The 25,786-nt window shown below is 71.5% G+C and carries 23 protein-coding genes, 1 tRNA gene and 1 riboswitch; of the genes, 16 read left to right on the forward strand and 8 right to left on the reverse strand.

Annotated elements, in window-relative coordinates:
* The first annotated feature begins 33 nt into the window (after positions 1 to 33).
* Together ACGFYQ_RS29405 and ACGFYQ_RS29410 are read left to right on the forward strand one after the other, a co-directional pair.
* On the forward strand, positions 34 to 636 hold the full coding sequence (locus tag ACGFYQ_RS29405) for a hypothetical protein (RefSeq protein WP_393749062.1): 603 nt from the start codon (positions 34 to 36) through the stop codon (positions 634 to 636).
* The gene (locus ACGFYQ_RS29410) at positions 633 to 2,138 is read left to right on the forward strand and encodes a protein kinase (protein ID WP_393749064.1); all 1,506 of its coding nucleotides are present in this window, start codon (positions 633 to 635) and stop codon (positions 2,136 to 2,138) included. Before ACGFYQ_RS29405 ends, ACGFYQ_RS29410 begins: the two co-directional genes overlap by 4 nt.
* Here the strand turns inward: ACGFYQ_RS29410 and ACGFYQ_RS29415 are convergent.
* Positions 2,126 to 4,489, reverse strand: coding sequence for a YfhO family protein (locus ACGFYQ_RS29415; protein ID WP_393749066.1), 2,364 nt, complete (start codon positions 4,487 to 4,489; stop codon positions 2,126 to 2,128). The two genes, ACGFYQ_RS29410 and ACGFYQ_RS29415, sit on opposite strands and share 13 nt — an antisense overlap.
* A 192-nt stretch (positions 4,490 to 4,681) precedes the next feature.
* Between ACGFYQ_RS29415 and ACGFYQ_RS29420 the strand changes: the two genes are divergently transcribed.
* Positions 4,682 to 5,305 (forward strand): SurA N-terminal domain-containing protein, encoded by a 624-nt coding sequence (locus tag ACGFYQ_RS29420; RefSeq protein WP_393749068.1) that lies wholly within the window; start codon positions 4,682 to 4,684, stop codon positions 5,303 to 5,305.
* Positions 5,306 to 5,359: 54 nt separating this feature from the next.
* Positions 5,360 to 6,343 carry a nucleoside triphosphate pyrophosphohydrolase gene (locus ACGFYQ_RS29425; protein ID WP_393749070.1) on the forward strand — a complete coding sequence of 328 codons (984 nt, stop codon included), beginning with the start codon at positions 5,360 to 5,362 and terminating at the stop codon, positions 6,341 to 6,343.
* A gap of 22 nt (positions 6,344 to 6,365) precedes the next feature.
* Here the strand turns inward: ACGFYQ_RS29425 and ACGFYQ_RS29430 are convergent, their stop codons facing one another.
* Positions 6,366 to 7,577 (reverse strand): globin domain-containing protein, encoded by a 1,212-nt coding sequence (locus tag ACGFYQ_RS29430; protein ID WP_393749072.1) that lies wholly within the window; start codon positions 7,575 to 7,577, stop codon positions 6,366 to 6,368.
* A 121-nt stretch (positions 7,578 to 7,698) separates the two neighbouring features.
* Between ACGFYQ_RS29430 and ACGFYQ_RS29435 the strand changes: the two genes are divergently transcribed.
* The 7 genes from ACGFYQ_RS29435 to ACGFYQ_RS29465 all read left to right on the forward strand — a co-directional run bounded on the left by ACGFYQ_RS29435 (position 7,699) and on the right by ACGFYQ_RS29465 (position 14,999).
* The gene (locus ACGFYQ_RS29435; protein ID WP_393749074.1) at positions 7,699 to 8,985 is read left to right on the forward strand and encodes a cytochrome P450; all 1,287 of its coding nucleotides are present in this window, start codon (positions 7,699 to 7,701) and stop codon (positions 8,983 to 8,985) included.
* Between the two features lie 103 nt (positions 8,986 to 9,088).
* Complete coding sequence (locus ACGFYQ_RS29440; RefSeq protein WP_393749076.1) at positions 9,089 to 10,150, forward strand: transglycosylase family protein; 1,062 nt, start codon at positions 9,089 to 9,091, stop codon at positions 10,148 to 10,150.
* A gap of 276 nt (positions 10,151 to 10,426) precedes the next feature.
* Positions 10,427 to 10,599: riboswitch (cyclic di-AMP (ydaO/yuaA leader) on the forward strand.
* Between the two features lie 3 nt (positions 10,600 to 10,602).
* Complete coding sequence (locus tag ACGFYQ_RS29445; RefSeq protein ID WP_393749078.1) at positions 10,603 to 11,301, forward strand: transglycosylase family protein; 699 nt, start codon at positions 10,603 to 10,605, stop codon at positions 11,299 to 11,301.
* Positions 11,302 to 11,584: 283 nt separating this feature from the next.
* Complete coding sequence (eno, locus tag ACGFYQ_RS29450; protein WP_393749080.1) at positions 11,585 to 12,871, forward strand: phosphopyruvate hydratase; 1,287 nt, start codon at positions 11,585 to 11,587, stop codon at positions 12,869 to 12,871.
* Positions 12,872 to 12,962: 91 nt separating this feature from the next.
* Positions 12,963 to 13,451: a septum formation initiator family protein gene (locus ACGFYQ_RS29455; RefSeq protein WP_393749082.1), complete on the forward strand. Its 489-nt coding sequence runs from the start codon at positions 12,963 to 12,965 to the stop codon at positions 13,449 to 13,451.
* A gap of 49 nt (positions 13,452 to 13,500) precedes the next feature.
* Complete coding sequence (locus ACGFYQ_RS29460; RefSeq protein ID WP_393749084.1) at positions 13,501 to 14,049, forward strand: DUF501 domain-containing protein; 549 nt, start codon at positions 13,501 to 13,503, stop codon at positions 14,047 to 14,049.
* The gene (locus ACGFYQ_RS29465; protein ID WP_393749086.1) at positions 14,046 to 14,999 is read left to right on the forward strand and encodes an exopolyphosphatase; all 954 of its coding nucleotides are present in this window, start codon (positions 14,046 to 14,048) and stop codon (positions 14,997 to 14,999) included. Before ACGFYQ_RS29460 ends, ACGFYQ_RS29465 begins: the two co-directional genes overlap by 4 nt.
* A gap of 76 nt (positions 15,000 to 15,075) precedes the next feature.
* On the opposite strand, the gene ACGFYQ_RS29470 is transcribed toward ACGFYQ_RS29465, so the two are convergent.
* Together ACGFYQ_RS29470 and ACGFYQ_RS29475 are read right to left on the reverse strand one after the other, a co-directional pair.
* The gene (locus ACGFYQ_RS29470; RefSeq protein ID WP_393749088.1) at positions 15,076 to 15,345 is read right to left on the reverse strand and encodes a type II toxin-antitoxin system RelE/ParE family toxin; all 270 of its coding nucleotides are present in this window, start codon (positions 15,343 to 15,345) and stop codon (positions 15,076 to 15,078) included.
* A complete protein-coding gene (locus ACGFYQ_RS29475; protein WP_393749090.1) occupies positions 15,342 to 15,614 on the reverse strand; it encodes a type II toxin-antitoxin system Phd/YefM family antitoxin in 273 nt (90 codons plus the stop codon). The genes ACGFYQ_RS29470 and ACGFYQ_RS29475 overlap by 4 nt, the downstream gene beginning before the upstream one ends.
* Before the next feature lie 450 nt (positions 15,615 to 16,064).
* Between ACGFYQ_RS29475 and ACGFYQ_RS29480 the strand changes: the two genes are divergently transcribed.
* Both ACGFYQ_RS29480 and ACGFYQ_RS29485 read left to right on the forward strand, forming a co-directional pair.
* On the forward strand, positions 16,065 to 17,444 hold the full coding sequence (locus ACGFYQ_RS29480; protein ID WP_393749092.1) for an NAD(P)/FAD-dependent oxidoreductase: 1,380 nt from the start codon (positions 16,065 to 16,067) through the stop codon (positions 17,442 to 17,444).
* 146 nt (positions 17,445 to 17,590) lie between these two features.
* Positions 17,591 to 18,979, forward strand: coding sequence for a class I SAM-dependent methyltransferase (locus ACGFYQ_RS29485; protein WP_393749094.1), 1,389 nt, complete (start codon positions 17,591 to 17,593; stop codon positions 18,977 to 18,979).
* Positions 18,980 to 19,073: 94 nt separating this feature from the next.
* On the opposite strand, the gene ACGFYQ_RS29490 is transcribed toward ACGFYQ_RS29485, so the two are convergent.
* Together ACGFYQ_RS29490 and ACGFYQ_RS29495 are read right to left on the reverse strand one after the other, a co-directional pair.
* Entirely contained in the window at positions 19,074 to 21,617 is a 2,544-nt protein-coding gene (locus ACGFYQ_RS29490; RefSeq protein ID WP_393749096.1) for an ABC transporter permease, read from the reverse strand.
* Between the two features lie 62 nt (positions 21,618 to 21,679).
* A complete protein-coding gene (locus ACGFYQ_RS29495; RefSeq protein ID WP_393749098.1) occupies positions 21,680 to 22,453 on the reverse strand; it encodes an ABC transporter ATP-binding protein in 774 nt (257 codons plus the stop codon).
* Positions 22,454 to 22,923: 470 nt separating this feature from the next.
* Here ACGFYQ_RS29495 and ACGFYQ_RS29500 point away from each other — a divergent pair.
* A tRNA-Leu gene (locus ACGFYQ_RS29500) sits at positions 22,924 to 23,005 on the forward strand.
* Positions 23,006 to 23,182: 177 nt separating this feature from the next.
* Entirely contained in the window at positions 23,183 to 24,031 is an 849-nt protein-coding gene (locus ACGFYQ_RS29505) for a Bax inhibitor-1/YccA family protein (protein WP_393749100.1), read from the forward strand.
* Positions 24,032 to 24,138: 107 nt separating this feature from the next.
* Here the strand turns inward: ACGFYQ_RS29505 and ACGFYQ_RS29510 are convergent, their stop codons facing one another.
* Entirely contained in the window at positions 24,139 to 24,369 is a 231-nt protein-coding gene (locus ACGFYQ_RS29510) for a DUF4287 domain-containing protein (protein ID WP_069920555.1), read from the reverse strand.
* A gap of 101 nt (positions 24,370 to 24,470) precedes the next feature.
* Between ACGFYQ_RS29510 and ACGFYQ_RS29515 the strand changes: the two genes are divergently transcribed.
* Positions 24,471 to 24,806, forward strand: coding sequence for a hypothetical protein (locus tag ACGFYQ_RS29515; RefSeq protein WP_393749103.1), 336 nt, complete (start codon positions 24,471 to 24,473; stop codon positions 24,804 to 24,806).
* Here ACGFYQ_RS29515 and ACGFYQ_RS29520 read toward each other — a convergent pair.
* Positions 24,790 to 25,596 carry a hypothetical protein gene (locus tag ACGFYQ_RS29520; RefSeq protein ID WP_393749221.1) on the reverse strand — a complete coding sequence of 269 codons (807 nt, stop codon included), beginning with the start codon at positions 25,594 to 25,596 and terminating at the stop codon, positions 24,790 to 24,792. The genes ACGFYQ_RS29515 and ACGFYQ_RS29520 overlap by 17 nt on opposite strands.
* Positions 25,597 to 25,786: the final 190 nt, after the last annotated feature.

Here is a 25,786-nt window from a genome sequence, read left to right on the forward strand (position 1 = left end):
AAAACCTTTCCGCACGGCCTGTCAGGAGCACCGATGCACGGCCCCGGCTACCCGCCGCAGCATGGTCACCAGCCCGGTAACGGGGGCGTGGTGACCCTGCGCGTGCTGTTCACGCTGCTGCCGATCCTGAGCTGTGGCTTCCTGGCCTGGGCCACGATGCTGAGACTCGCCATCCTGACCCGCGCCGCCCGCGACTGGACGCTGCTCGCCGTCAGTTTCGTGCTCTCCGTCAGCTGGGTCGTGCTGATCGGTCTCGACCCGACCCCCGAAACCGACGGCTGGCAGGGCAACACCGGGGCCTTCGGCACCCTCATCACCGGCTTCGCGACCTGCGTCTACTTCCTCGTCGCCGACATCCGGCACTACGAGAAGCGGGCCGCCGTCCCCTCCGCGCAGTGGTACCCGGCGCAGCCCGCCCGCCCCGCCTACGGCTACCCGCCCGCCCAGGTGCCCGCCCCGGCGCCCCTGCCGCCGCAGGTCCCGCAGGTCCCGCCGCAGCCGACCCCGCCCCCGCGCATCGGGCAGGTCCGCGCCGAACTCGACGAGCTCAGCGAACTGCTGCGCAAGCAGACCCCGCCGCCCGGCGGCCCCTACAAGGACCCGAACACGACCGCGATCCAGGACCCGAATCAGTGACCGACCGGCTCATCGGAGACCGCTACCAGCTGGCGAGCATCCTGGGACAGGGCGGCATGGGCCAGGTCTGGACGGCGTACGACAAGCGCCTGGACCGCCGTGTCGCCGTCAAACTGCTGCGCCCCGACAAGGTCGCCGGCCCCGGCACCGTCGCCGAGGAACTGCGCCGCCGCTTCGTGCGCGAGTGCCGGGTCACGGCGCAGGTCGACCACCCCGGCCTGGTCACCGTGCACGACGCGGGCAGTGACGGCGACGAGCTGTTCCTCGTCATGGGATACGTCGAGGGCACCGACCTCGCCGACCACCTCGCCCAGCACGACCCGTACCCCTGGCCGTGGGCGGTCTCGGTCGCCGCGCAGCTGTGCTCGGTCCTCTCGGCCGTGCACGCGGTGCCGATCGTCCACCGCGATTTGAAGCCGCGCAACGTGATGGTCCGCCCGGACGGCACCGTCCTGGTCCTGGACCTCGGTGTGGCCTCGGTGATGGACACCGACACCACCCGCCTCACCAGCACCGGCACGCCGATCGGCAGCCCCGCGTACATGGCGCCCGAGCAGGCCATGAGCGGCGCGGTGGGCCCGTACACCGACCTCTACGCCCTGGGCGTGCTGCTGTACGAACTCCTCAGCGGCAACGTCCCGTTCGCCGGCTCCACCGCCCTGGGCGTGCTCCACCGCCACCTGTACGAGCCCCCGGCCCCGATCCGCCCGAAGCGCCCGGAGATCCCCGCGGAGCTGGAGGCGATCCTGCTCCGCCTGCTGGCCAAGGACCCGCAGGACCGCCCGGCGTCCGCGCAGGAGGTCTACGAGGCCCTCGCGCCGCTGCTGCCCGCCCGTGGCGGCCGCGCTCCCTCGGGCCCGCTCGACCCCACCCGCCCCTTCCTGCGCCCGCACGCCCCCTGGCCGGACCGGGCCACGGTGATCCCGCCCCAGCCGACCTCCCCGCCGAAGCAGCAGCCCGACATCCCCGCGGCCGTGGACGAGGCGCGCAAGCTGCTGGACCAGGGGCAGCTGACCCAGGCCGGCGACATCCTCGGCGGTATCCTCCCGGCCGCCGCCGCCCAGCACGGCGAGCACTCGCCGGTGGTCCGCTCCCTGCGCAAGCAGTACGCCGCCACGCTGATGGACGACGGCCAGTACCGCCGCGCCCTGCCAGAACTGCGCCGCCTCGCCGACGAGTTCCCGGCCGGCGACCCGCAGTCGCTGCGCTTCCGCTACGACTCGGCGCAGTGCCTGGAACAGCTCGGCGAACCGGCCGCGGCCCTCGCCGAGTACCGCTCGCTGCTGCCGCTCTTCGAGAACCACTACGCCAACCCGGACCCGGGCCTCCCCCTGGAGGTCCGGCGCCGGATAGCGCACCTGCTGCTCTCCCTCGGCGACCGGCAGGCGGCCCACGACACCCTGGCCCGCCTGCTGTTCGACGCGGAGCGCCTGCACGGCCCGAACCACCCCTTCCCGGGCGAGGTCCGCCGCACCCTGCACTGGCTCGGTCAGGTCCGCTGACGCCGCTGCCTGAGGGCCAGGGCCAGGACGACCGCCAGGGCCAGCGCGGCCAGGGCCGTGCCCGGGACGAGACCCGGGGGGCGGAAGGTGCAGTCCAGGCGGGTGGTGCCGGGCTCCAGCGGGACCGCGACCAGGCCCAGATACGCCGACGCCGGGCGGTCGTTGCAGGTCCATCCCGCGATCGCGGGGACCGACAGGACCGCCGTGCCCGTGCTGCCCGGCGGGAGCGTGGCCCGGACCTCCGCGGAGCCGACCGCGACGGAGGAGGCGGCCGTGGCGCGCAGCCGGTCCACGGCCGCGGCCAGCCGGCCCCGGTCCAGGCAGGACAGCGCCCACCGCGCGGGCGCGGCCTGGTCGAAGACCAGTGGTGAGGACTCCCCCCGCGAGACGCCCAGCGGCTGGACGGCCGCCCGGTTGCGCGGGGCGTTGCCATTCAGCCGCAGCGGCGGGCCGCCGGCGAGGCGTGCCGTCGCGTTGTACTCCGGCGCCCACAGGTACGCCTCCGTGCCCGAGCGGCAGACACCCGGCGCGAGAGGATCCTCGTACACCCGCGCGCCCAGCAGGAGTTCCTGGTTGGCGAAGGGGGAGTCGCCGTAGCCGGCGGGAGCGCCCGGCGGCCGGGTCGTGACCAGCGGGGGCACCTCGGCGCGGGCGATCGTGCCGTCCGGCCGCAGCCGGGCGCCGACCGCGAAGACGGCGTCCGTCACCGGGCTGTCGATGCTCTGCACGTTGCGCCCGCGCGAGGTCCAGCCCGCGCCCAGCGCCACCATCGTCCGGGTGAACACCTCCGGGGTGTGGCTGCTGTAGTACGAGCCGCCCTCCCCGCCCAGCAGCATCGGGTCGTTGCCCGTCAGGGCCGGCCGGCTCGGGTCGGTCCGGTACGCCGGCCAGCCCTCGGCGCCGGCCAGGACCCCGGCGCGCGCGGTGTGCGCCGGGGACCAGGACGGGTAGTCGTCGAGACCGCCCAGCTTGCCCTTGTGCCCGTACGCGGTCGTGGCGGCCGCCTGCCCGACGAGCACGGCCGCCAGCAGCGCGGCCGCCGGGAGCGCCAGGCGGCGCCGGCGCAGGCGCAGCGCCCACCAGCCCGCGGCCGCCAGCGCCAGCCCGCCGCAGAACAGCACGTACCCCCAGGCCGTCACCAGCGTGCTCCCGCGCGCCCACAGCGCCGCGGCCGCCAGCACGCCCGCCCCGGCCGCCAGCGCGCGCGGGCCCGGCAGTCCCGCCGCCAGGCCGGTCCAGGCGGCGATCACGGCGATCCCGGCCAGCACGAAGGTCTGCCGGTACGGGCTTCCGTTCGGGGTCGCGAACAGGTGCCAGGCCAGGTGCGTCGGCGCCCACTGGAGGGAGAGCGCCACGGCCGCCGTCAGCCCCGCCCACGCCAGCCGGGTGCGCGGCGGCACGGCCCGGTGGAAGGGCAGCGCGGCCACCAGCAGCAGCGTCCCGGTGCCCACGAAGACGGCGGGGGAGGAGAAGGAGTACGTCGCGGGCAGCAGCCGGGCGAAGAGGTCCGCCCAGGACACCGGCTCGAACTCCTTGACCCAGCCCGGGTACGCCTGCCCGGAGCTGAGGAACAGGGGCGCCAGGACCGGCGCCGCGAGCGCGATCCCCAGCACGGTCGTCCCGGCCGCCCGCCCGACCACCGTCAGCCGGGTCCGGAGTCCCTCCCGCGTCAGCACCACCCGTACCAGCAGCACCAGCGCCGCACCCAGCGTCGCCATGTAGCCGGTGTAGAAGTTCGCCGTCCAGCAGACGGCCACGACGAGCGGCGCGAGTACGATCCGCCGTCCGCGCAGGGCCCATTCACCGGTCAGGCACAGCAGGGGGAAGGCGATCAGCCCGTCGAGCCACATCGGGTTGTAGGAGGCCTCGATCACCGACCAGCCGCACAGCGCGTACGAGGCCCCGAGCAGCCCCGCCGCCCACCAGGCCCCGCGGCGCTGCGTGCGCAGCAGCCAGGTCATCGCCGCCGCGGCGGCCGCCGTCTTGAGCACGGTGACCACGTACACCGCGAGGTCTATGTCAGCGCGCGGGAACAGCCCGACCAGCACGGAGAACGGGCTGGTCAGATAGGTCCCGAGATCGGGCAGGAAGCTCGTGCCGTATCCGGACTGCCAGTTGAACAGCAGCCCGCCCTCCGCACGGCCGTGCAGGAGGTCCCACAGGTGCGCGTGGAAGGGGACGAACTGATTGCCGAGGTCGTTGATGCTGCGGTGGCGCGGTCCGTACGGGAAGACGCGGGCCACGGCGTCCCCGGCGCACACGGCCACCGCCGTGAGCAGGGCGGCGAGGGCCGAGCCGAGCAGGCTCAGGCGGCGCGGTGAGCCGTACGGCGAGCGGTGCGGTGTCGACATGGTGCGCCGACCTTGGCAGCGCCGGAGGACCGGAGGGTGGCCGTGGAGTGACCCCGACACGAACAACCGCGCACCCCGACACCTCGGGAATCGTTGGTCGAACAGGTGGCCCGGACCACCTCGACCTCATACCATCGATCACCGCACGGCCCTTGTGCACCGACGCACAATCTCCCGGCCCTGGAGGCTCCTTTGCACCGTCGCACAGCGCTCTCCGTCTCCGCCGCCCTGCTCCTGGCGGCCCCCCTGCTGGCCGCCTGCTCGGGCGAAGCCCGCCCCGGCACCGCGGCCGTCGTCGGCGGCGAACGCATCACCACCTCCGCGCTCCAGGCCCAGGTCAACGACGTGCGCGCGGCGCAGAACCGGACCGGGCAGGCCGCCGCCGAGCTCATCGCGAGCACCCCCAACCTGGAGCGGGAGCAGCTCGACTCGATCCTCCAGAACCGGATCATCGACAAGATGGCCGCGACCGCCGGGATCACGGTCTCCGCCAAGGAGATCGAGGACGAGCACAAGGCGTACGTCGAGGACAACAAGGGAGCGGATCAGTTCGAGGCGCTGCTCCTGCAGAAGGGCCACATGGCCCCCGGCCAGATCGACCGGTTCCTCCGGGACCGCGTGCTGCTCACCAAGCTGGCCGCCAAGTACGGCAACGGGAAACTGGAGGAGCCGGCCCGGGCCGCCGCGAAGGCGCTGCACATCGAGGTCAACCCGCGCTACGGCTCCTGGGACGTCCAGCAGATCAAGCTCGGCACCGGGGAGACCCCGTGGATCACCCAGCGGACCCGGCCCGAGCAGGCACCCGCCGGAGCCTGAGACCGCTGGGGCCCCTCCCGGCCGGAGGCCGGCGGACGGAGGTAGGTTCGGAGGGTGACCGACCACGTACCCGCCGAGCCCACCGGCCGCATCGTCCTGCTGACCACCAGCCACCGGGTCGCCCCCGGCGTGCTGTCCTGGCCCGCGTGGCAGACCCTGCACGCCGCGGACCGGGTGGTCTGCGCCGACCCCGGCCACCCGCAGCTCCCGTACCTGAGGGAGGCGGGCGTCGAGGTCGTCCACGAGAGCCCGGAGGCGCACGCGCTGGTCGAGGCCTGCGCCGGCGGCCGCACCGTCGTGGTGCTGCCGAGCGGCGAGGGCGACAAGCGGCTCACCGACGGGCTGGCGCGCCTGGCCGGCTCGGGCCGGGTCTCCATGCCCGACCTGGAACTGCTGCCCGGCTCGTACGACCTGCCGGGTGCCCGCCTGCTCGACCTGGTCCAGGTGATGGACCGGGTCCGGCGCGAGTGCCCGTGGACCTCGCGGCAGACCCACCGGGGGCTCGCCAAGTACGCGATCGAGGAGGCGTACGAGCTGGTCGAGGCGATCGAGGACGGGGACCGGGAGGAACTGCGCGAGGAGCTCGGCGACGTCCTGCTCCAGGTGGTCTTCCATGCCCGGATCGCGCAGGAGTACGACGATCCCGATGAGGCGTTCTCCATCGACGACGTGGCCGGGTCCCTGGTGGAGAAGCTGATCCACCGCCACCCGCACGTCTTCGGCGACGAGAAGGCCGAGACCCCGGAGGACGTCAGCGCCCACTGGCAGCGCACGAAGGCGGCCGAGAAGCGGCGGGAGTCCGTCACGGACGGGATTCCGGTGGGCCAGCCGGGGCTCGCGCTCGCGGCCAAGCTCGCGGGTCGGGTCCGTACGGGCGGGCTGGCCGTGGAACTGCCCCGCGGCGAGGGCATCGGGTACGAGCTGCTGGAGCTGGCGGCGCGCGCCGAGGCGGCGGGGATCGACCCCGAGACCGCGCTGCGCGCGGCGGCCCGCGTCTACCGGGACGCGATCCGTGCCGCCGAGGGCGTCGGCGAGTAGCCCTCAGCAGCGGTAAGAGTTCTCAGTACTCCCTCGGCGCGCGGCCGGAGGGGTTGTGCCAGTGCGGGGACGGGCGGTTCAGGAACCACTCCCCGAAGCCCAGCGGGCGGCCGTTCGGGCCGTTGCCCCTGCCGGTGGCGGGTACGGAGTCGTAGAAGATCCGGCCGGGGCGGGCGCCCAGCTCCTCCAGGAGGTACGAGGTCTCCTCGACGAACCGTGGCGGCCCGCTGAGGTAGACGTCCTGGTCGGGCCACAGGCCCCGGTTGCTGAGCGCGGTGGCCAGCCGGTCGGTGGCCTGGTTGCGGTGCTGCCCGGGAGCGGGCGTGATGTAGGTGACGCCGAGCCAGTCGCAGGCGGCGGCGTACTCGTCGATGAGCGGGCGGTCGTAGAGGTGGGCGGGGTCCCGCGCCACCACGAAGAGCCGTATGTCCTGATCGGGAGGGTGTTTCCCGAGATCCTCCAGAATGGCCCGGATCGGTGCCCAGCCGGTCCCGGCGGCGATGAGGCTGGCCGGGCGGTCCGCGCGGCGGAAGGTCAGCTGCCCGCCGGCGGCGGCGAGCCGCAGCGTGTCGCCCGGCTGGGCGTCGCGGACCAGGGCGGTGCTGACCCGTCCCCCCTCGATCCGGCTGACGTGCAGGTCCAGGGTGCCCTCGGGGCGGGGGGCGTTGCCGATGGAGTACGTGCGCCAGGTCCTCGGGACCCGCTCGCTGCTCACGCTCGTGTACTGGCCGGGTACATAGGGGAAGGGGGCGTGCGGCTCCAGGGTCAGGACGCCGATGTCCTCCCCGTACCGGAGGTGGCGCACGACCTCCGCGTCCCACCACGGCGGGTCCCCGGCTTCCGCGGCGCCGGCCGTCATCGCGTCGGCGATCACCTGGTACGCCTCGGTCCAGGCCTTCTCCACCGGCGGGGTCCACGCCGCTCCGGAGGTCTCCGCGAGGGCGGCGAGCAGGCTGGTGCCCACGGCCGCGTAGTGCTCGGGGCCGGCCTGGAACTTGCGGTGGTCGCGGCCCAGTTCGCGGAGATAGGGGACGAGGGTCTCGTTCTCCAGATGGGCGACCACGTGGGTGAGCGCGGCGAACAGCCGGTCCCGCTGTCGCTCCATGTCCTCGAAGGAGGGCGGGAAGAGCTCACGGACTCCGGGGTTGTGCCAGAACAGGTGGGAGTAGAAGAACTTGACCGCGTGCTCGGCCCGTCTCTCCACCACCGCGAAGCTGCTTTTCAAGATCCTCACATCCACAGAACCGAAAGTAGGAACGTCGGGGAACGTCAGGTCAAGCGATGGCGGATCTACGGACAGCCGCGACGAACCTCCCATATGGGATCGGGGGCGGGCGCCGGGATACGGTCAGCGGGTGCATGAGCAGACCCCCGCAACCCCCGCCGACACCCCTTCGACCTCCCCTTCCCGCGGAGGGCCGACCCTGTTCGACTGGGAGTTCGCGACCGATCCGTACCCGGCCTACGCATGGCTGCGCGAGCACGCACCGGTGCACCGCACCAAGCTCCCCAGCGGGGTCGAGGCCTGGCTGGTCACCCGGTACGCGGACGCCCGCCAGGCCCTCGCGGACCAGCGGCTCAGCAAGAACCCGGCGCACCACGCGGAGCCCGCGCACGCCAAGGGCAAGACCGGGATCCCGGGGGAGCGCAAGGCGGAGCTGATGACGCACCTGCTCAACATCGACCCGCCGGACCACACCCGGCTGCGGCGGCTGGTGTCGAAGGCCTTCACCCCGCGCCGGGTCGCCGGGTTCACCCCGCGCGTGCAGGAGCTCACCGACCACCTCATCGACCAGTTCGCGGGGAAGGGGGAGGCGGACCTCATCCACGAGTTCGCCTTCCCGCTCCCCATCTACGCCATCTGCGAGATGCTCGGCGTACCGCGCGAGGACCAGGACGACTTCCGGGACTGGGCCGGGATGATGATCCGGCACGGCGGCGGTCCGCGCGGCGGGGTGGCCCGTTCCGTCAAGCAGATGCGGACCTATCTCGGTGAACTCATCCATCGCAAAAGGGATGATCTGGGCAATGATCTGATCTCGGACCTGATCCGGGCGAGCGACCACGGCGACCACCTCACGGAGGTCGAGGCCACCGCCATGGCTTTCATCCTGCTTTTCGCCGGTTTCGAGACGACCGTGAACCTCATCGGCAACGGCGTCCACTCCCTCTTCATGAACCCCGGCGAGCGCGAACGCCTCCAGCTCTCCCTCGCCGCGGGCGAGCGGGACCTGCTGGAGACCGGGATCGAGGAACTCCTGCGCTACGACGGCCCGGTGGAGCTGGCCACGTGGCGGTTCGCCACCGAGCCGCTGACCCTCGGCGGGCAGTCGATCGCGGCCGGCGATCCGGTCCTGGTCGTCCTCGCGGCCGCCGACCGCGACCCGGAGCGCTTCGCCGACCCGGACACCCTCGACCTCTCCCGCACCGACAACCAGCACCTCGGGTACGGGCACGGCATCCACTACTGCCTGGGCGCTCCGCTCGCGCGACTTGAGGGACAGACGGCGCTTGCGACTTTGCTCACGCGTCTGCCGGATCTGGAACTCGCCGTTCCGCCGGAAGACCTGCGCTGGCGCGGCGGGCTGATCATGCGTGGCCTGCGCACCCTTCCCGTGCGCTTTACACCCCGAAACATCTGAGGGCCGTCTGACCGGAAGTCAGATACCGACCGGAGTTGTGACAATCGTTCGAAGGCCGCTAGGTTCTGCCGTTACCCAGCCGTTATGCGAAAGGTGCAGCCTCATGCGTTCCGGGAACGGCCGTCACAGACGCCCCCGTCAGGTGCCCGCGATAGTCGTCACCGCAGGAGTCACAGGCTCCGCGCTGGCCCTGCCGCTTCTTGCCGCCACCAACGCCTCCGCGGCCGACACCTCCACGTGGGACAAGGTCGCCGAATGCGAGAGCGGGGGCAGCTGGAGCGCCAACTACGGCAGCGGCCAGTACGGCGGCCTCCAGTTCACGCAGGACCAGTGGCAGAGCGCCGGCGGGCTCGACTTCGCCAAGCGGGCCGACCTGGCGAGCCGGTCCCAGCAGATCGCGGTGGCCGAGCGCGTACTGGCCTCCCAGGGGCCGCAGGCGTGGCCGCTGTGCGCTGCCTCGGCCGGACTGGACGGGCAGAGCCCCGCCGCGGCCGTCGACCCCGGTCTGCCCGGCGGCCCGGGGGTGATCGCCCCGACGCCCTCCCGGCCGGACACCACCGTGCCCTCGACGGGGACCGGCAAGCCGTCCACGGACTTCGGCGCCCCGACCCAGCCGGCCCCGAGCCCGTCGGACACCCCGTCGTTCGTGCTCCCCGACGGCCCGCTCGCGCCGTCCCTCGGACTGCCCGTCATGCCCTCGCCGGACGAGCCCACGACCCCGGCCCCGACTCCGACGGACCCGGGTGCGCCGACCGCCCCCGTGGACCCGAGCGCGCCCACCACGCCGCCCGGCACCCCCGGCCTGCCCCCGGTCACCCCGGCCGACCCCACGGCCCCCACAACTCCGGGCGCCACGACGGACCCCGTGGACCCGACGGCACCGGCCGCCCCGGGCGCCTCCGCCGACCCCACCGCACCGCCCGCCACGGCGCCCGAGGGCAGCGGCAAGCACCGCGGAGCGCCCGCGCCCGAGGCACCCGTCACATCTGACGCCGCGTCGGACCCCGTGTACACCGTGAAGGCGGGCGACAGCCTGGCGACCATCGCGGACGCCAAGGGGGTCAAGGGCGGCTGGAACGCGCTCTACGAGGCCAACGAGCAGGTCATCGGCGGGAACGCCGATCTGATCAAGCCCGGTCAGAACCTGGATCTAACCGCGCAATAAGGGCACTTAAGCCACCCGGTAAGAGTTGATTGTCCGTTTTCTGTAAGTGAGACATGTGTCTCTTCCGGTCAACTGGCGTGTCTCGTCCCGGGGCTTCCGCAATCCCCACCCTCACCTGCGCAAACACCCCTACAAGGGGCGCAAGTAGGGGCCGTTTCTCCCCGATGGCGGTCGTTGAACATCGGGGAGAGACCTGTCTACCTTCTGAATCGCTCGCCATCGTGAGCTCCTTCGACCGCATCGCCGAATCCTGCCGGCGGACGGGGGGAACAGTCGTCGCGTCAAGCGCCGAAGGCAGGAGCGGGGGAACCAAGGTAGGTGCCGGGAGCGGCCGTTGAGAGACGGTCACGCCACCGGCTAGGGGTTAAGACGTGCGCTAGGTCGCACGGCCGGGCAACTCACTCGCCCGAACCCGACAGCTCACCTCGTAGGCGTCGGTGAGGAGAAACTCCATGCTGCTTTCCGGCAAGGGCAAGCACCGCCGCGGTTCCAAGGCCGTCCGCATCGTCACGCTCGCCGGTGTCGCCGGTGTGGCCGTCGCCGCCCCCCTGATGGCCGCGGGCTCCGCCAGCGCCGCCACCGCTTCCGAGTGGGACCGCGTGGCGCAGTGCGAGTCCGGCGGCAACTGGGCCATCAACACGGGCAACGGCTACTACGGCGGCCTGCAGTTCTCGTCCTCCACCTGGGCCGCGTACGGCGGCAAGACGTACGCCCCGCAGGCCAACCAGGCCTCGAAGTCCCAGCAGATAGCCATAGCCGAGAAGGTCCTCAAGGGCCAGGGCAAGGGCGCCTGGCCGTCCTGCGGCGTGGGTCTGTCGAACTCCTCCTACACCGGCGGGGGCGCGACCGAGACCCCGAAGCAGACGGAGAAGAAGACCGAGACCAAGAAGACCCAGCCGAAGAAGACCGAGCCGAAGAAGGAGACGAAGCGCTCCGAGACCCCGGCTCCGACCACCCGCTCCGAGCGCTCCGAGGCCCCGGCCCCGAAGACCGGCAACGGCTCGTACGAGGTCAAGTCCGGCGACACCCTGGGCAGCATCGCCGAGGCCAACGGCGTCAAGGGCGGCTGGGAGAAGCTCTTCGAGCTGAACAAGGACATCGTCTCGGACGCCGACCTGATCTTCCCGGGTCAGAAGCTGAAGCTCAGCTGAACACTGCGGCAACAGCCGCAGCAGTCGCAGTAACACGCACCATCCCCACCGCCCGGCGCGCCTCCCCCCACGCGCCGGGCGGCGGCGCGTGCGCCGTCGGAACCGCGGTCATCCGGCGCCGATCCAGAGTCCTATGTCCCGGAAGAGGGGTATTCGGGCTCTTTTTCGTCCCAGGACCCGGGCGGTCGGCCGGTCGAGTGCCCGGAGCCGGTTAGGCTCTAGTCGGCAAGGCCATCCCACGGCCTGACGCCACCGCACACCCAGCGTCACATCCCAGAAGGAGATGCTCGTGCCGTCCATCGACGTCGTCGTAGCCCGGGAAATCCTGGACTCCCGAGGCAACCCCACGGTCGAGGTCGAGGTGGGCCTCGACGATGGCAGCACCGGCCGTGCTGCAGTTCCGTCCGGCGCCTCCACCGGTGCATTCGAGGCCATCGAGCTGCGTGACGGTGACCCCAACCGTTACTTCGGCAAGGGCGTGGAGAAGGCCGTCCTGGCCGTCATCGAGCAGATCGGCCCGGAGCTCGTCGGCTACGACGCCACCGAGCAGCGTCTGATCGACCAGGCCATGTTCGACCTGGACGCCACCGACAACAAGGGCTCCCTCGGCGCCAACGCCATCCTCGGCGTCTCCCTGGCCGTCGCGCACGCCGCGTCCGAGGCCTCGGACCTTCCGCTCTTCCGCTACCTCGGCGGCCCGAACGCGCACCTGCTGCCCGTTCCGATGATGAACATCCTCAACGGTGGGTCGCACGCCGACTCCAACGTGGACATCCAGGAGTTCATGATCGCCCCGATCGGCGCGGAGTCCTTCTCCGAGGCGCTGCGCTGGGGTGCCGAGGTCTACCACACCCTCAAGAAGGTCCTGCACACCAAGGGCCTCTCCACCGGCCTGGGTGACGAGGGCGGCTTCGCCCCGAACCTGGAGTCCAACCGCGCCGCGCTCGACCTCATCGTCGAGGCCATCAAGCAGGCCGGCTACACCCCGGGCAAGGACATCGCGCTCGCGCTCGACGTCGCCGCGTCCGAGTTCTACAAGGACGGCAAGTACGAGTTCGAGGGCCAGTCCCGCTCGGCCTCCGAGATGACCGACTACTACGCCGAACTCGTCGAGGCGTACCCGCTGGTCTCCATCGAGGACCCGCTGTTCGAGGACGACTGGGCCGGCTGGAAGACCATCACCGACCGCCTGGGCGCCAAGGTCCAGATCGTCGGCGACGACCTCTTCGTCACCAACCCGGAGCGCCTGGCCCGCGGTATCGAGGAGGGCTCCGCGAACGCCCTGCTCGTGAAGGTGAACCAGATCGGTTCGCTGACCGAGACCCTGGACGCCGTCGAGATGGCCCAGCGCAACGGCTTCAAGTGCATGATGTCGCACCGCTCCGGTGAGACCGAGGACGTCACCATCGCCGACCTCGCCGTCGCCGTGAACTGCGGCCAGATCAAGACCGGCGCCCCGGCCCGCTCGGACCGCGTCGCCAAGTACAACCAGCTGCTGCGCATCGAGGAGATCCTCGACGACGCCGCGGTGTACGCGGGCCGCAGCGCGTTCCCGCGCTTCAAGGGCTAATCACGCTCTTGCTTCCGTACGTCCCCGCACTCGGTCCCGTACCGTGTGCGGGGACGTATTGCGTAGTGCGTACATAGGGGAGGCGGGATCAATGGCCGGGAACCGGGATCGGTTCTCCACCTTCTCGACCGCGACCAGGCTCAAGCAGCTCGGCGAGCGGACCGCCGCCCACGTCTACCGCTCGCAGTCGCGCCGCCAGGTCCGCCGCAGCCGGCTCACCGGCCGCGCGGCCCTCCTGGTGCTCGTCCTCTGTACGCTGGTCGTCGCCCTCGCGTATCCGATGCGCCAGTACGTCTCCCAGCGCTCGGAGATCGCGGAGCAGCAGCGGGCCGCCGCCGCCGCGCGGGACCGCCTGGAACGGCTCCGCGACGAGAAGGCCCGCTGGCAGGACAACGCCTACGCGGAGCAGCAGGCGCGCAAGCACCTGCACTTCCTGCGCCCGGGGGAGATCGGCTACATCATGACCGACCCCGGGGCACAGGCCGCCGAGCGGCACCGGACCGGCCAGGCCGGCTCGGACCGCCCCTGGTACTCCAACGTCTGGGACGGCGTCGACAAGGCCGACCGCCCCGGCGAATGAACCAGTTCCACCCGTCATAGAACCGCGAACGAAGAGACTCCCTCCAGGCATGCAGACGCCCCCGCCCCAGACCGACCGGACCGAGCCGACCGACGCGGACATCGAGGCGTTCGAGCAGCAGCTCGGCCGCCCGCCGCGCGGGCTGCGCGCCATCGCGCACCGCTGCCCCTGCGGCCAGCCGGACGTGGTGGAGACCGCCCCGCGGCTCCCCGACGGCACCCCCTTCCCGACGCTGTACTACCTGACGTGCCCGCGCGCGGCCTCCGCGATCGGCACGCTCGAGGCCAACGGCGTGATGAAGGAGATGCAGGCCCGGCTCGCCGAGGACCCCGAGCTCGCCGCCGCCTACCAGGCCGCGCACGAGGACTACATCCGGCGCCGCGACGCCATCGAGGTGCTCCAGGGCTTCCCGAGCGCCGGCGGGATGCCGGACCGGGTCAAGTGCCTGCACGTGCTGGTCGGCCACTCCCTGGCCGCGGGCCCGGGCGTGAACCCGTTCGGCGACGAGGCCCTCGCGATGCTGCCCGAGTGGTGGGCCAAGGGCGCCTGCGTCACCCCGTGCGCGGAGAAGGCGGAGCCCGAGGAGACGGACGCGTGACCCGGGTCGCGGGCATCGACTGCGGTACGAACGCCATCCGGCTGCTCGTCGCGGACTGCGACCTCGCGACCGGCGAGCTGGTCGAGGTCGACCGGCGGATGATCATCGTCCGCCTCGGTCAGGGCGTGGACAAGACCGGCCGCCTCGCCCCGGAGGCGCTGGAGCGAACCTTCGCCGCCTGCCGTGAGTACGCGGCGGTCATCAAGGAACTCGGCGCCGAGCGGGTGCGCTTCGTGGCGACCTCGGCCTCCCGGGACGCCGAGAACCGGGACGAGTTCGTCCGGGGCGTACTGGACATCCTGGGCGTCGAGCCCGAGGTGATCTCCGGTGACCAGGAGGCGGAGTTCTCCTTCACCGGCGCCACCAAGGAGCTCACCGCGCACGAGCACCTGGAGCGGCCGTTCCTGGTCGTGGACATCGGCGGCGGCTCGACGGAGTTCGTCGTCGGCGAGGAGCACGTGCGGGCGGCCCGTTCCGTGGACGTGGGCTGCGTCCGGATGACCGAGCGTCACCTGGTGGTGGACGGGGTCGTCACCGATCCGCCGACCGAGACGCAGATCGCCGCCGTACGGGCCGACATCGAGGCGGCGCTGGACCTGGCGGCCGAGACGGTCCCGCTGGCCGAGGCCCGCACCCTGGTGGGCCTGGCCGGCTCGGTGACCACCATCGCCGCGATCGCGCTCGGGCTGCCGGAGTACGAGTCGGCGGCCATCCACCACTCCCGGATCTCCTACGACCAGGTCCGCGAGATCACCGGCCGGATGCTGACGTCGACGCACGCCGAGCGCGCGGCGATCCCCGTCATGCACCCGGGCCGGGTGGACGTGATCGGCGCCGGCGCGCTGGTCCTGCTGGCGATCATGGAGCGCATCGGAGCCACGGAGGTCGTGGTCTCGGAGCACGACATCCTCGACGGCATCGCGTGGAACGCGGCACTCGGCACCGGGTGACCGCCCCGATCCACCGCCGGGCCGCCCGGAGTCCTCGCACTCCGGGCGGCCCTCGGCGTTTCAGGTGTTGCGGGCGTCAGATGCCGCGGTGGACGTCGCGACGGTCCCCGACCTTGACGACGAGGATGACGAGCTCGCCGTCCAGGACCTGGTAGGCGACCGGGTAGCCGCCGACCCGGAGCCGGTAGAGGCCGGAGGGCCCGGTGAGCTTCTTGATGTCGGCGTCCTCGCGGTACGGATCGTCACCGAGCGCGGTCAGGGCGGCCAGGATGCGCATCGCCGCGGGACGGTCGATGGCGCGCAGCTGCCGCTGCGCCGCGGTGGTGAACCGGAAGGCGTACTTCACGCCGCGTCTTCGCCGCGCTCGGTGAACAGGTCCGCCAGCAGCTCGGCCATCGACACGGTCGGGCCGCCCTCCGCGAGGACCGCCTCGGCCTCACGCGCCAGCAGCACATCGGCCGCTTCCTCCAGCGCGTCGAAATCGGCGATCGGCACCACGGCTGCCACCGGTACGCCGTTGCGGGTGATCACCGTGGGGGTGCCCTGCTCGGCACGGTTGATGTGGTCCGCGAGATGCGCACGGGCTTCGCGGACGGTCACAGTGCTATCAGCCATGAAGGAGTACACGCGGGAGGATGTCCGATGCCCTTTGAATCCTCCGCCCATGGGCGGGACTTCGAAGGAAAGACGGGTCTGAGGGGGTCCCGGGGCCCTTGATCCACATGAACTTCGTGAAGTTCTTCACAAGGAAAAGGGGTCGGTCGGGTCAACGGAAGGGCCGTTCGGCCCCTCCGCAAGGCCCTGAGGGCTCTTTCCGAGCGCGTTCGTGCGAAGAGCGGACGCGACGGGTTCCGTATCGGAGGTATCGACGAACCCCGGTGGTCCAGTCCGGTTGAGGGGCTACAGGCCAGCTCAGGACGGGTTTACAACGACTCCCGTTACACCGTGGTTCCCGTTGCGCGCCATGACCCACGTCACGTGGGCGGCGGAGTGTAGCAGAGGGTCTCGCACACCTTGTGAAGGGGCTCACGAGCGTCACCCCTGAGGGTGCTGGATACTCGTTCCATGAGCACCACGGAGCGTCCCAGGATCCTCGTTGTAGGAGGTGGGTACGTAGGCCTGTACGCGGCCAAGCGGATCATGAAGAAGATGCGCTATGGCGAGGCGACCGTCACGGTCGTCGACCCGCGGTCGTACATGACCTACCAGCCCTTCCTCCCCGAAGTGGCCGCAGGCAGCATCTCGCCTCGGCACGTCGTCGTCCCGCTGCGACGCGTGCTGCCCAAGGCAGAGGTTCTCACCGGCCGGGTCACCAGCATCGACCAGGACCGCAAGGTCGCCGTCGTCACGCCGCTGGTCGGCGAGGCGTACGAGCTGCCCTTCGACTACCTGGTGATCGCGCTCGGCGCCGTCTCCCGCACCTTCCCGATCCCCGGCCTCGCCGAACAGGGCATCGGCATGAAGGGCGTCGAAGAGGGCATCGGCCTGCGCAACCACGTCCTCGAGCAGCTCGACAAGGCCGAGTCCACGACGGACGAGAACGTCCGCCGCAAGGCCCTCACCTTCGTCTTCGTGGGCGGCGGCTTCGCCGGCGCGGAGACCATCGGCGAGGTCGAGGACATGGCCCGCGACGCCGCGAAGTACTACTCCACGATCAAGCGCGAGGACATGCGCTTCATCCTGGTCGACGCGGCCGACAAGATCCTTCCCGAGGTCGGGCCCAAGCTCGGCACCTGGGGCAAGGAGCACCTCGAGTCCCGCGGCATCGAGATCTACCTCAACACCTCCATGGACTCCTGCGTGGACGGCCACGTGGTGCTGAAGAACGGCCTCGAGGTCGACTCCAACACCCTCGTGTGGACCGCCGGCGTCAAGCCCAACCCCGTTCTGGCCCGCTACGGCCTCCCGCTGGGCCCGCGCGGCCACGTGGACGCCGAGCCGACCCTCCAGGTCAAGGGCACGGACTACATCTGGACCGCCGGCGACAACGCCCAGGTGCCGGACGTCGCCTCCCGCAAGGCCGGCGTCGAGAACGCCTGGTGCCCGCCGAACGCCCAGCACGCGCTGCGCCAGGCCAAGGTCCTCGGCGACAACGTGATCTCCGGCATGCGGGGCTTCCCGCAGAAGGAGTACTCGCACTCCAACAAGGGTGCGGTGGCGGGCCTCGGCCTCCACAAGGGCGTCGCGATGATCGTCATGGGCAAGACGAAGATCAAGCTCAAGGGCCGGCTCGCCTGGTACATGCACCGTGGCTACCACGGCATGGCCATGCCGACCTGGAACCGCAAGATCCGCGTCTTCGCCGACTGGACCCTCGCCATGTTCCTCAAGCGCGAGGTCGTCTCCCTCGGTGCGCTGGAGACCCCGCGCGAGGAGTTCTACGAGGCCGCCAAGCCGGCCCCGGCCGCCGCCGCGGCTCCGGCCCAGAAGGCCAAGGCCTCCTGACCCGGGCCTGACCGGAGCTTCCCAGCACGACCCCGAAGGGGCCGTCCGCCATCCGTGGTGCGGGCGGCCCCTTCGGCGTGCTTTCCGATTGGCCGCCGCCGGAAATGGGTAGGCCGTTCGGTCGGAACTCATCGGAGGTGCCTGCCATGACCGACGCCGCGCCGCGGCTGGCCGCTCTCGCCGAGACGCTGCTGGGCGCCCCGCTGCCCGTGCGCATACGGGCCTGGGACGGCAGCGAAGCCGGACCGTCCTGCGGTCCGGTCCTCGTGCTGACGCACCGGCGCGCCCTGCGCCGCATGCTGTGGAAGCCGGGCGAGCTGGGGCTGGCCCGCGCCTGGGTCGCCGGGGACCTGACGGTCGAAGGCGACCTGTTCGAGCTGCTCGACCGGGTCGGGGGCCTGCTCTGGGAACGGGAGCCGCCCGCGGCCGCCCCTGCCCTGCCCCGTGCCGGCCTGGCCAAGCTGGCCCTCCTGCGCCCGCACCTGCCCGCGCGGGCCTCCGGCGTCGTCGGGAGCGCCTCCGGCACGCTCGCGCTGCTGCGCGACCCGGCGGCGCGGGCCGCCGTACGCGACCTCGCGGCGCTGGCCCGCCCGTGGCCCGCGCCCGCGCCGCCGCCCGAGGAGGCGAGCGTCCGGCGCAGCGGGCCCGCCCACACCAAGGGCCGTGACCGCGCCGCCGTCAGCCACCACTACGACGTCGGCAACCAGTTCTACGGGCACGTGCTCGGCCCGTCCATGGTGTACTCCTGCGCCTACTGGAGCCCCGGCTCCACCCTGGAGGAGGCCCAGCGCGACAAGCTCGACCTGGTCTGCCGCAAGCTCGACCTCGCGCCCGGCGCCCGGCTCCTCGACGTCGGCTGCGGCTGGGGCTCCATGGCCCTGCACGCGGCCCGCGAGTACGGGGTCCAGGTCACCGGCATCACGCTCTCGCGCGAGCAGGCCGCGTACGCCCGCAAACGGGTCGCCGAGGAGGGCCTGGCCGACCGGGTCGAGATCCGCGTCCAGGACTACCGGGACGTCAACGACGGCCCGTACGAGGCGGTTTCCTCGATCGGCATGGCCGAACACGTCGGCGCCGCCCGCTACCGCGAGTACGCCGGCACCCTGTACGGGCTGCTGAGCCCCGGCGGCCGCCTGCTGAACCACCAGATCGCCCGGCCCCCGGAGCCCGACGAAGAGGCGTACCGGGTCGACGAGTTCATCGACGCGTACGTCTTCCCCGACGGGGAGCTCTCCCCGCTCGGCAGCACCGTGGGCGAGCTGGAGCGGGCCGGCTTCGAGGTCCGCGACGTGGAGGCGCTGCGCGAGCACTACGCGCTGACCCTGCGGGCCTGGGTGGCGCGGCTGGAGGAGCACTGGGACGAGGCCGTACGCCTGACCTCGCCCGGCCGGGCCCGGGTCTGGCGGCTGTACATGGCGGCCTGCGCGCTCGCCTTCGAGCACGGCCGGCTCGGCGTCAACCAGGTCCTCGCGGTACGCCCCGGACCGGGCGGGGCCTCCGGGCTGCCGCTGCGGCTGCGCACCTGGGGCGCGTGACCGCCCGTACGGAAAGCCGGCAGGGCCCCGGGGCGTGTGCCCCGGGGCCCTGCCGTGTCCCGTGTTCCCGTGCCCGGGTTCCCGAACCGCCGGGCTACTCGGTCTTGATGGCCGTCAGCATGTTCAGGCGGGCGGCGCTGCGGGCCGGCCACATGGCGGCCAGGACGCCGACCAGTCCGGCGAGGAGGAAGAAGATCCCGATCCGGTCGAAGGGGATGACCAGCTCGTAGCCCGGGATGGAGCCCGCGATGGTCTTGCCTCCGGCCCAGGCGAGGAAGACGCCGACGGCGATGCCGATGACCGCACCGAACAGGGAGATGACCACCGCCTCCAGGCGGATCATGTTCTTGACCTTGCCCCGGTCCAGGCCGACCGCCCGCAGCATGCCGATCTCCTGCTGGCGCTCGTAGACGGACATCGCCAGAGTGTTGATCACACCGAGCACGGCGATGATCAGGGCCATGCCGAGCAGGCCGTACATGATGTTCAGCGCCATGTTCATCTGGCCGGCCATGTCGTTGCGCATGTCGGCCTGCGTGGAGACCTTGACGGCCGGGTTCTTGCCGAGGGCGTCGATCACGGCCTGCTGGTTCGCCTTGGAGGGGCCGCCGTCGGTCTTCACGAGCACCTCGGGCAGGTACTGGGTCTCGTTGTGCGCGGCGAGGATCTTGTTGTCGAGGACGTAGTCCGACAGCTGGCCCCGGTTGTCGAAGATCGCGCCGACCTCGAGCTTGCCCTTCTGGCCGTCCTCGTACTGGGCCTCGACCGTGGAGCCGACCGTCAGACCCTTCTTCTTCGCCTCCTCGGCGGAGACCATCAGCTTGCCCTGGCCGAGGGAGGCGAGGCCGCCGCCGGTGGTCCTGACCGTCAGGACCTGGGAGAGGGCGGCCGGGTTGACGCCGTTGACCTGCTGGTGGTCGTCGCCGATCTTGATGTACTCGCTGGTCTTCGGGGAGACGGCGGTGACTCCCTTGCCCTTCTCCAGGGCGGGGAGCACCGACGTGTCGAGGTTCATGCCCTCGCCGGCCATCGTGACCCGGTAGTCGGCCTTGATGTTCTGCGTGGTCGCCTTGTCGACGGCCTGGCCGACGGTGATGCCGATGACCGACATCGCGGTGACCAGGGTCAGGCCGATGGTCAGGGAGGCGGCGGTGACGGCGGTACGGCGCGGATTGCGGACGGCGTTCTGAGCGGCGAGCTTGCCGGCGACGCCGAAGACCTTCTCCAGCGGCGGGCGGACCAGGGCGATGACGGGGCGGGACAGCATCGGCAGCAGGACGAAGAGGCCGATGAGGAGGAAGAAGGCGCCGCCGGCGATGGTGGTGCGGCCGTCGCTCTTCTGGCTGACACCGAGGAAGACCACGCCGATGCCGATGAAGGCGAGGACGCTGCCGATGGTGTTGCGCAGCACCAGGGACTTCATGGTGGCCGGGAGGTGGACGCTGCCCATGGCGGCGACCGGGGCGATCTTGGCGGTCCGGCGGGCGGGCAGCCAGGCGGCGAGCATGGTCACCAGGACGCCGATGATCAGCGCGACCACGACGGTGCCGGGGGCGATGATCAGCGGACCGGCGGGGATCTTGGCGTCGAACAGGTCCATCGCGGAGCGCATGGCGACCGCGAGGCCGATGCCCGCGGCCAGGCCGATGACCGAGGAGACGAGGCCGACGACCCCTGCTTCGGCGAGGACCGAGCGCTTGACCTGGCCGCGGTTGGCGCCGACGGCGCGCAACAGGGCCAGTTCCCTGGTGCGCTGGGCGACCAGCATGGTGAACGTGTTGTAGATCAGGAAGATGCCGACGAAGAGGGAGACACCGGCGAAGATCAGCAGGCCCGTGCTCATGCCGGACATGGCCTGCTCGATCATCTTGGCCTGCTCGGCGGCGAGGGCGGCGCCGGTCTGGGCCTTGGTGTTCTCGTCGAGCAGCGGCTTGATCTCCGCGAGCAGCCGGTCGGCCGAGGCGTCGGCCTCGGCGCCGACCGACAGCTCCTCGTAGAAGCCGGGCTTGAGGTACAGCTCCTGGGCGACGGCGGTGTCGAAGAGGACCAGGCTGCCGCCCGCGTTGACGGCGCCGTCCTCGGTGGTGAAGACACCGGCGAGGTTGTACTCCTTCACCGGGCCGTTGGTGGCGACGCGGACCTTGTCGCCGACCTTGTACTTGCCGGCGGCCGCGCTCGCCGTGTCGAGGGCGATCTGGTCGTCCTTGGTGGGGCCGCTGCCTTCGGTGAAGGTGTAGCGCGGGTCCTTGCCGTCCTTGACGGGGGCGTAGTTGGAGCCCTTGTTGGCCCAGCCGGAGCCGATCAGCTTGCCGTTCTCGTCGCCGACGCCGGCGAAGCCGGAGACCCGGCCGGAGACGGCGTCGACGCCCTTGACCGCCTTGACCTTGTCGAGGGTCTGCTGGCTGATGCCGGGCTCGCCCTCCTTCTGCCCGTCCTCGTTCCGGGACTGGCCGTACGAGGTCACGGAGACGGCGACGCCGTCGTAGCTCTTGGCGGACTGGCCGGAGAGGGCCTTGCTGAGGGTGTCGGTGAAGACGAGGGTGCCGGAGACGAAGGCGACGCCGAGGGTGACGGCGAGCACCGTCATCAGCAGTCTGGCCTTGTGCGCGAGGACGTTGCGCAGGGCGGTACGGAACATGGGGGTATCTCAGTCCTGAGGCTGGAAGTCTGGAGGAGGGCTTCGTCGGGGCCGGCCCCGGTTCAGCTGGTGCGGCCCTTGGCGTCGAACGCCTTCATGCGGTCCAGCACGCCGTCTGCGGTGGGGCTGAGCACCTCGTCGACGATCCGGCCGTCGGCGAGGAAGATGACGCGGTCCGCGTAGGAGGCGGCGACCGGGTCGTGGGTGACCATCACGACGGTCTGGCCCAGCTCGCGCACCGAGTTGCGCAGGAAGCCGAGGACTTCGGCGCCGGAGCGGGAGTCGAGGTTTCCGGTCGGCTCGTCACCGAAGATGATCTCGGGGCGGGAGGCCAGGGCGCGGGCCACCGCCACGCGCTGCTGCTGGCCGCCGGAGAGCTGGGTGGGGCGGTGGGAGAGGCGGTCGGAGAGGCCGACCATGCTGATCACGGCGTCCAGCCACTGCCGGTCGGGCTTGCGCCCGGCGATGTCCATGGGGAGCGTGATGTTCTCCAGGGCCGTCAGGGTCGGCAGCAGGTTGAAGGCCTGGAAGATGAAGCCGATCTTGTCCCGGCGCAGCTGGGTGAGCTGCTTGTCCTTGAGGGAGCCCAGCTCGGTCTCGCCGATGCGCACGGAGCCGGAGGAGAAGGTGTCCAGGCCCGCGACGCAGTGCATCAGCGTGGACTTGCCGGAGCCCGAGGGGCCCATGATCGCGGTGAACTGCCCCTGGGCGAAGTCCACGGAGACGTTGTCCAGGGCGACCACCTGGGTCTCGCCCTGGCCGTACACCTTGGAGAGGCCGGTGGCGCGGGCGGCCACGGCCTGGGTGATGTGCGGGGCGTAGTTCGTGGTGGTCACGGAAGCGACTCCTGTTCAGGGCGGGGACCGCGGACCGGATACGGCCGCGGTCCGCTCGGCGGCGGGACGTTTCCATCCTCGCCGCGCCCACACCCGCTCCGGATCAGCCGAGGTGCCCGTTCCCGGGCCCACTGGAGTCTGATCGCGGGCACGCCCGTCTCCTCCTTTGGTATGACAGGAGCCCTGATGCGGCCGGGCGGAAGCCTCGTGAAGCCGGGGGCGGCCGGACGGAGGAACGGGGTGGCGCGGAGGGTGGCGCGCAGGGTGGCGTGGCCATCGAAATCCCGTCAATCCCAGGTCGCGCGCGATCGTCGCCGGGAAGGGGCCCACCGTGCGTTCTCGGGTCTGACGCACCCTCAAGCGCCAATAAAATCAGACAACATCGGAAAGACGGCCCGTTGGCGGCGATGACGTTCCGGATAGGCTCGGCCCAGCGTTGAAGGCTTTTTCCACGGGGGCCGCCACGCCCTGCCCGGATGGTGGAATGCAGACACGGCGAGCTTAAACCTCGCTGGCCTTCGGGCCGTGCCGGTTCAAGTCCGGCTCCGGGCACTCCGCAGCTCTCTCCACGGATCGGCGAGGCCCGGCGGGCTCCGTGAAGCCCGCTCCGTTTAACACCTGCGCTTCGCCACGCCTTCTCCTAAGATCCTCCTCCAGCAGTAGGGTGCTTTCTTTGCGAGCGCATTACTCTTGATGCAAGGCCGCGCCCGGTGGCCACGGAGGAGTGAGATGAGGAGCAGTAACCCGGTCTTCTCGCGACGGGGGTTCAGCCGCGACAACGGTGGCTACGCGGGGTTTGACGCGCAGCACCAGCAGGCCGGGACCAACCCGTACGCGACGAATCCGTACGCGACCGACCAGGCCACGGGCATGCCGCAGGCGCCGGCGCGCGCCAACGTGATGACCATGGACGACGTCGTGAGCCGTACGGCCATCACGCTCGGCACGGTCATCCTGACGGCGACCCTCGCCTGGGTCCTGCTGCCCGTCGACCCGGCCAACCTGAACAAGTCGTACGGCATCGCCGTCGTCGCGGCCATCGTCGCGTTCGTGCTGGCGATGATCCAGTCCTTCAAGCGCAAGCCGGTCCCGGCGCTGATCCTGGGCTACGCGGCGTTCGAGGGTGTCTTCCTCGGCGTCATCAGCGCGGCCACCAGCACCTACCTGGGCGCCGGCGTGGTCATCCAGGCCGTGCTGGGCACGATGTGCGTCTTCGCCGCCGTGCTCCTCGCCTACAAGATGGGCTGGATCCGCGTCAACCGGCGCTTCGCCGGCTTCGTGATGGCCGCCGCCATGGGCTTCATGCTGCTCATGGTCGCGAACCTGCTGTTCTCGGTCTTCGGCGGCGGTGACGGCCTCGGCTTCCGCAGCGGCGGCCTGGGCCTCCTGTTCGGCGCCATCGGCGTCATCCTCGGTGCGTGCTTCCTCGCCCTGGACTTCAAGCAGGTCGAGGACGGCGTGGCCTACGGCGCCCCGCGCGAGGAGTCCTGGCTGGCGGCCTTCGGCCTCACCATGACCCTGGTGTGGATCTACCTGGAGATGCTGCGCATCTTCCAGATCCTCTCGGGCGACGACTAGCAGGACCGGCAGCCGCCGCGGCTGCCGTCCACAGCATGGGGAAGGCCCCGCGAGCACACGCTCGCGGGGCCTTCCCGCATCTGGGGGTCGGAATCGGGGGAGAGGGCTCAGCCGAACCGGCGGGCGGCTCTGCGCAGGTCGTACTCGTGGATGATCGCTTTGGCCTGGCCGTACGACAGTTCGTGCGCGCCGCGCAGCCAGCTGACCTTCTCCTCGAACCGGACGAGGGAGGGGCCTTCGTCGACGGTGCGGAGCCAGTCGGAGAGCTCACGACCGGTGGCCTGGGGGATTCTGTCGATCATGTTGCGGTGGGTCTGCTCGGAGAACTCTACGGACATGGGCGCCTCCGGAGGTATCGCCGTGCTGTTCTCTTCACGCCACCGTGCCGGAGAGTTCGCCCGTTGGCAATGGTGCCGGGGCGGCGCGTAGGGTCGGCCGGGTGCTCGATACCTCACCCTTGACCGCCGTCGTGGAACGTTTCGCCGTCCGGCTGCGGGCCGCCCCCCAGAGCCGCCTGCAGCAGGGCGCCGCCGCTGTGGCGCTGGAGCTGGCACGCGAACTCGCCGTGCGGGCGCAGACCCTGGAGGGCGCCCCCGTACGGGAGATGCCGGACGCGGGGATCTTCGTCGTCGGCGACCAGGTGGCGGTGGCGGGCCTGGACCTCGCCGAGGCGCTGCGCGCCGTGCGCGCGGGGGACAGCGGGACGGCCCCGTCCGAGATGCTGGACGAGGCCGTGCGGCTGGTGGAGCAGGCGGAAGTCAGAGCGATGCGATGACGCGGTCCGCGAGGATGTAGACGTTGCTGTCGGGGTCCTCGGCGTCACCGCAGGAGAAGGTGAGCGCGTAGGCGCCGGAGATGCCCGAGCCGCCCAGCAGGACCGGCGCGGTGCCCGAGCGCAGGGCCTCGGCGAGGCGCTCCGCGGTCTCCCGGTGGCCCGGGGTCATACAGAGCGTGGTGCCGTCCGTGAAGACGTACACGTCCAGCGTGCCCAGCGGGCCGGGGCGGACGTCCGCGAGGGCCGTACGGGCCTCCGCGAGCTCCTCCAGCCGGCTGACGGTGCGCTCGTGGTCCGCGCCGGGGGCCGAGGCCTGGGCCGGTACGAAGTCGGGGTGCGAGGGGTGGCGCCGACGGGCGGCGGCCAGCTCGGCCGAATCCTCGGGGTACTCCTCCGCGGACTCCTCGGCGAGCAGCGGCTCCAGACCCACCAGGTCGGCCTGCCGGGGCAGGAAGACGGGGTTGTCCTCGCCGAGGCCGGGCAGGCCGCCCAGCAGCGACGGGGCGTCGGCGGAGTCGCGGGCCTCCTGCGCGGCCCAGAAGGCGCGCGCCTCGGCGAGCTCGCGCTCACGCTCCTCGGCGAGGGCTTCGGCCACGGCGGCTCGTATCTCGGCGGCGGGGGACTCCACGGCGCTGCGGGCGTGCGGGACGGTCGTGGCGCGGGCGAGGGCCGGCATCGCCAGCTCGCTGCGCAGGGCCGTGACCTGCTTACGGAGACCGTGGACGGCGTGCAGCGCAGCAGCGCCCACGGCCGTGGCAGCGGCCGTGGTCAGCAGCAGGGCAAGAGACATGGCGCTCACTGACTAACTCCTGAGGTGATTCGATCCCCCGACTTCCTACATCAGAGTGTCCCGACCTGGGAATGGCGTGCAGTGCATTACGTCACGAATTGGACAGGGCTTTGGTCACACCCGGCCCACCCGTACCGGCTCTGACCTGCACACATGCCTCTCCCCCAGGAGATAGGTCACATCCTGGGGG

It is taken from the genome of Streptomyces sp. NPDC048258 (genome assembly GCF_043201995.1).
Lineage (GTDB): Bacteria > Actinomycetota > Actinomycetes > Streptomycetales > Streptomycetaceae > Streptomyces.

Bases quoted from the DNA above. Each gene is read 5' to 3' on its own strand.
- ACGFYQ_RS29405 (WP_393749062.1), top strand. From the start codon at position 34: ATGCACGGCCCCGGCTACCCGCCGCAGCATGGTCACCAGCCCGGTAAC.
- ACGFYQ_RS29415 (WP_393749066.1), bottom strand. From the start codon at position 4,489: ATGTCGACACCGCACCGCTCGCCGTACGGCTCACCGCGCCGCCTGAGC.
- ACGFYQ_RS29440 (WP_393749076.1), top strand. From the start codon at position 9,089: ATGCGTTCCGGGAACGGCCGTCACAGACGCCCCCGTCAGGTGCCCGCG.
- ACGFYQ_RS29445 (WP_393749078.1), top strand. From the start codon at position 10,603: ATGCTGCTTTCCGGCAAGGGCAAGCACCGCCGCGGTTCCAAGGCCGTC.
- eno (WP_393749080.1), top strand. From the start codon at position 11,585: ATGCTCGTGCCGTCCATCGACGTCGTCGTAGCCCGGGAAATCCTGGAC.
- ACGFYQ_RS29455 (WP_393749082.1), top strand. From the start codon at position 12,963: ATGGCCGGGAACCGGGATCGGTTCTCCACCTTCTCGACCGCGACCAGG.
- ACGFYQ_RS29460 (WP_393749084.1), top strand. From the start codon at position 13,501: ATGCAGACGCCCCCGCCCCAGACCGACCGGACCGAGCCGACCGACGCG.
- ACGFYQ_RS29475 (WP_393749090.1), bottom strand. From the start codon at position 15,614: ATGGCTGATAGCACTGTGACCGTCCGCGAAGCCCGTGCGCATCTCGCG.
- ACGFYQ_RS29480 (WP_393749092.1), top strand. From the start codon at position 16,065: ATGAGCACCACGGAGCGTCCCAGGATCCTCGTTGTAGGAGGTGGGTAC.
- ACGFYQ_RS29485 (WP_393749094.1), top strand. From the start codon at position 17,591: ATGACCGACGCCGCGCCGCGGCTGGCCGCTCTCGCCGAGACGCTGCTG.
- ACGFYQ_RS29490 (WP_393749096.1), bottom strand. From the start codon at position 21,617: ATGTTCCGTACCGCCCTGCGCAACGTCCTCGCGCACAAGGCCAGACTG.
- ACGFYQ_RS29505 (WP_393749100.1), top strand. From the start codon at position 23,183: ATGAGGAGCAGTAACCCGGTCTTCTCGCGACGGGGGTTCAGCCGCGAC.
- ACGFYQ_RS29510 (WP_069920555.1), bottom strand. From the start codon at position 24,369: ATGTCCGTAGAGTTCTCCGAGCAGACCCACCGCAACATGATCGACAGA.
- ACGFYQ_RS29520 (WP_393749221.1), bottom strand. From the start codon at position 25,596: ATGTCTCTTGCCCTGCTGCTGACCACGGCCGCTGCCACGGCCGTGGGC.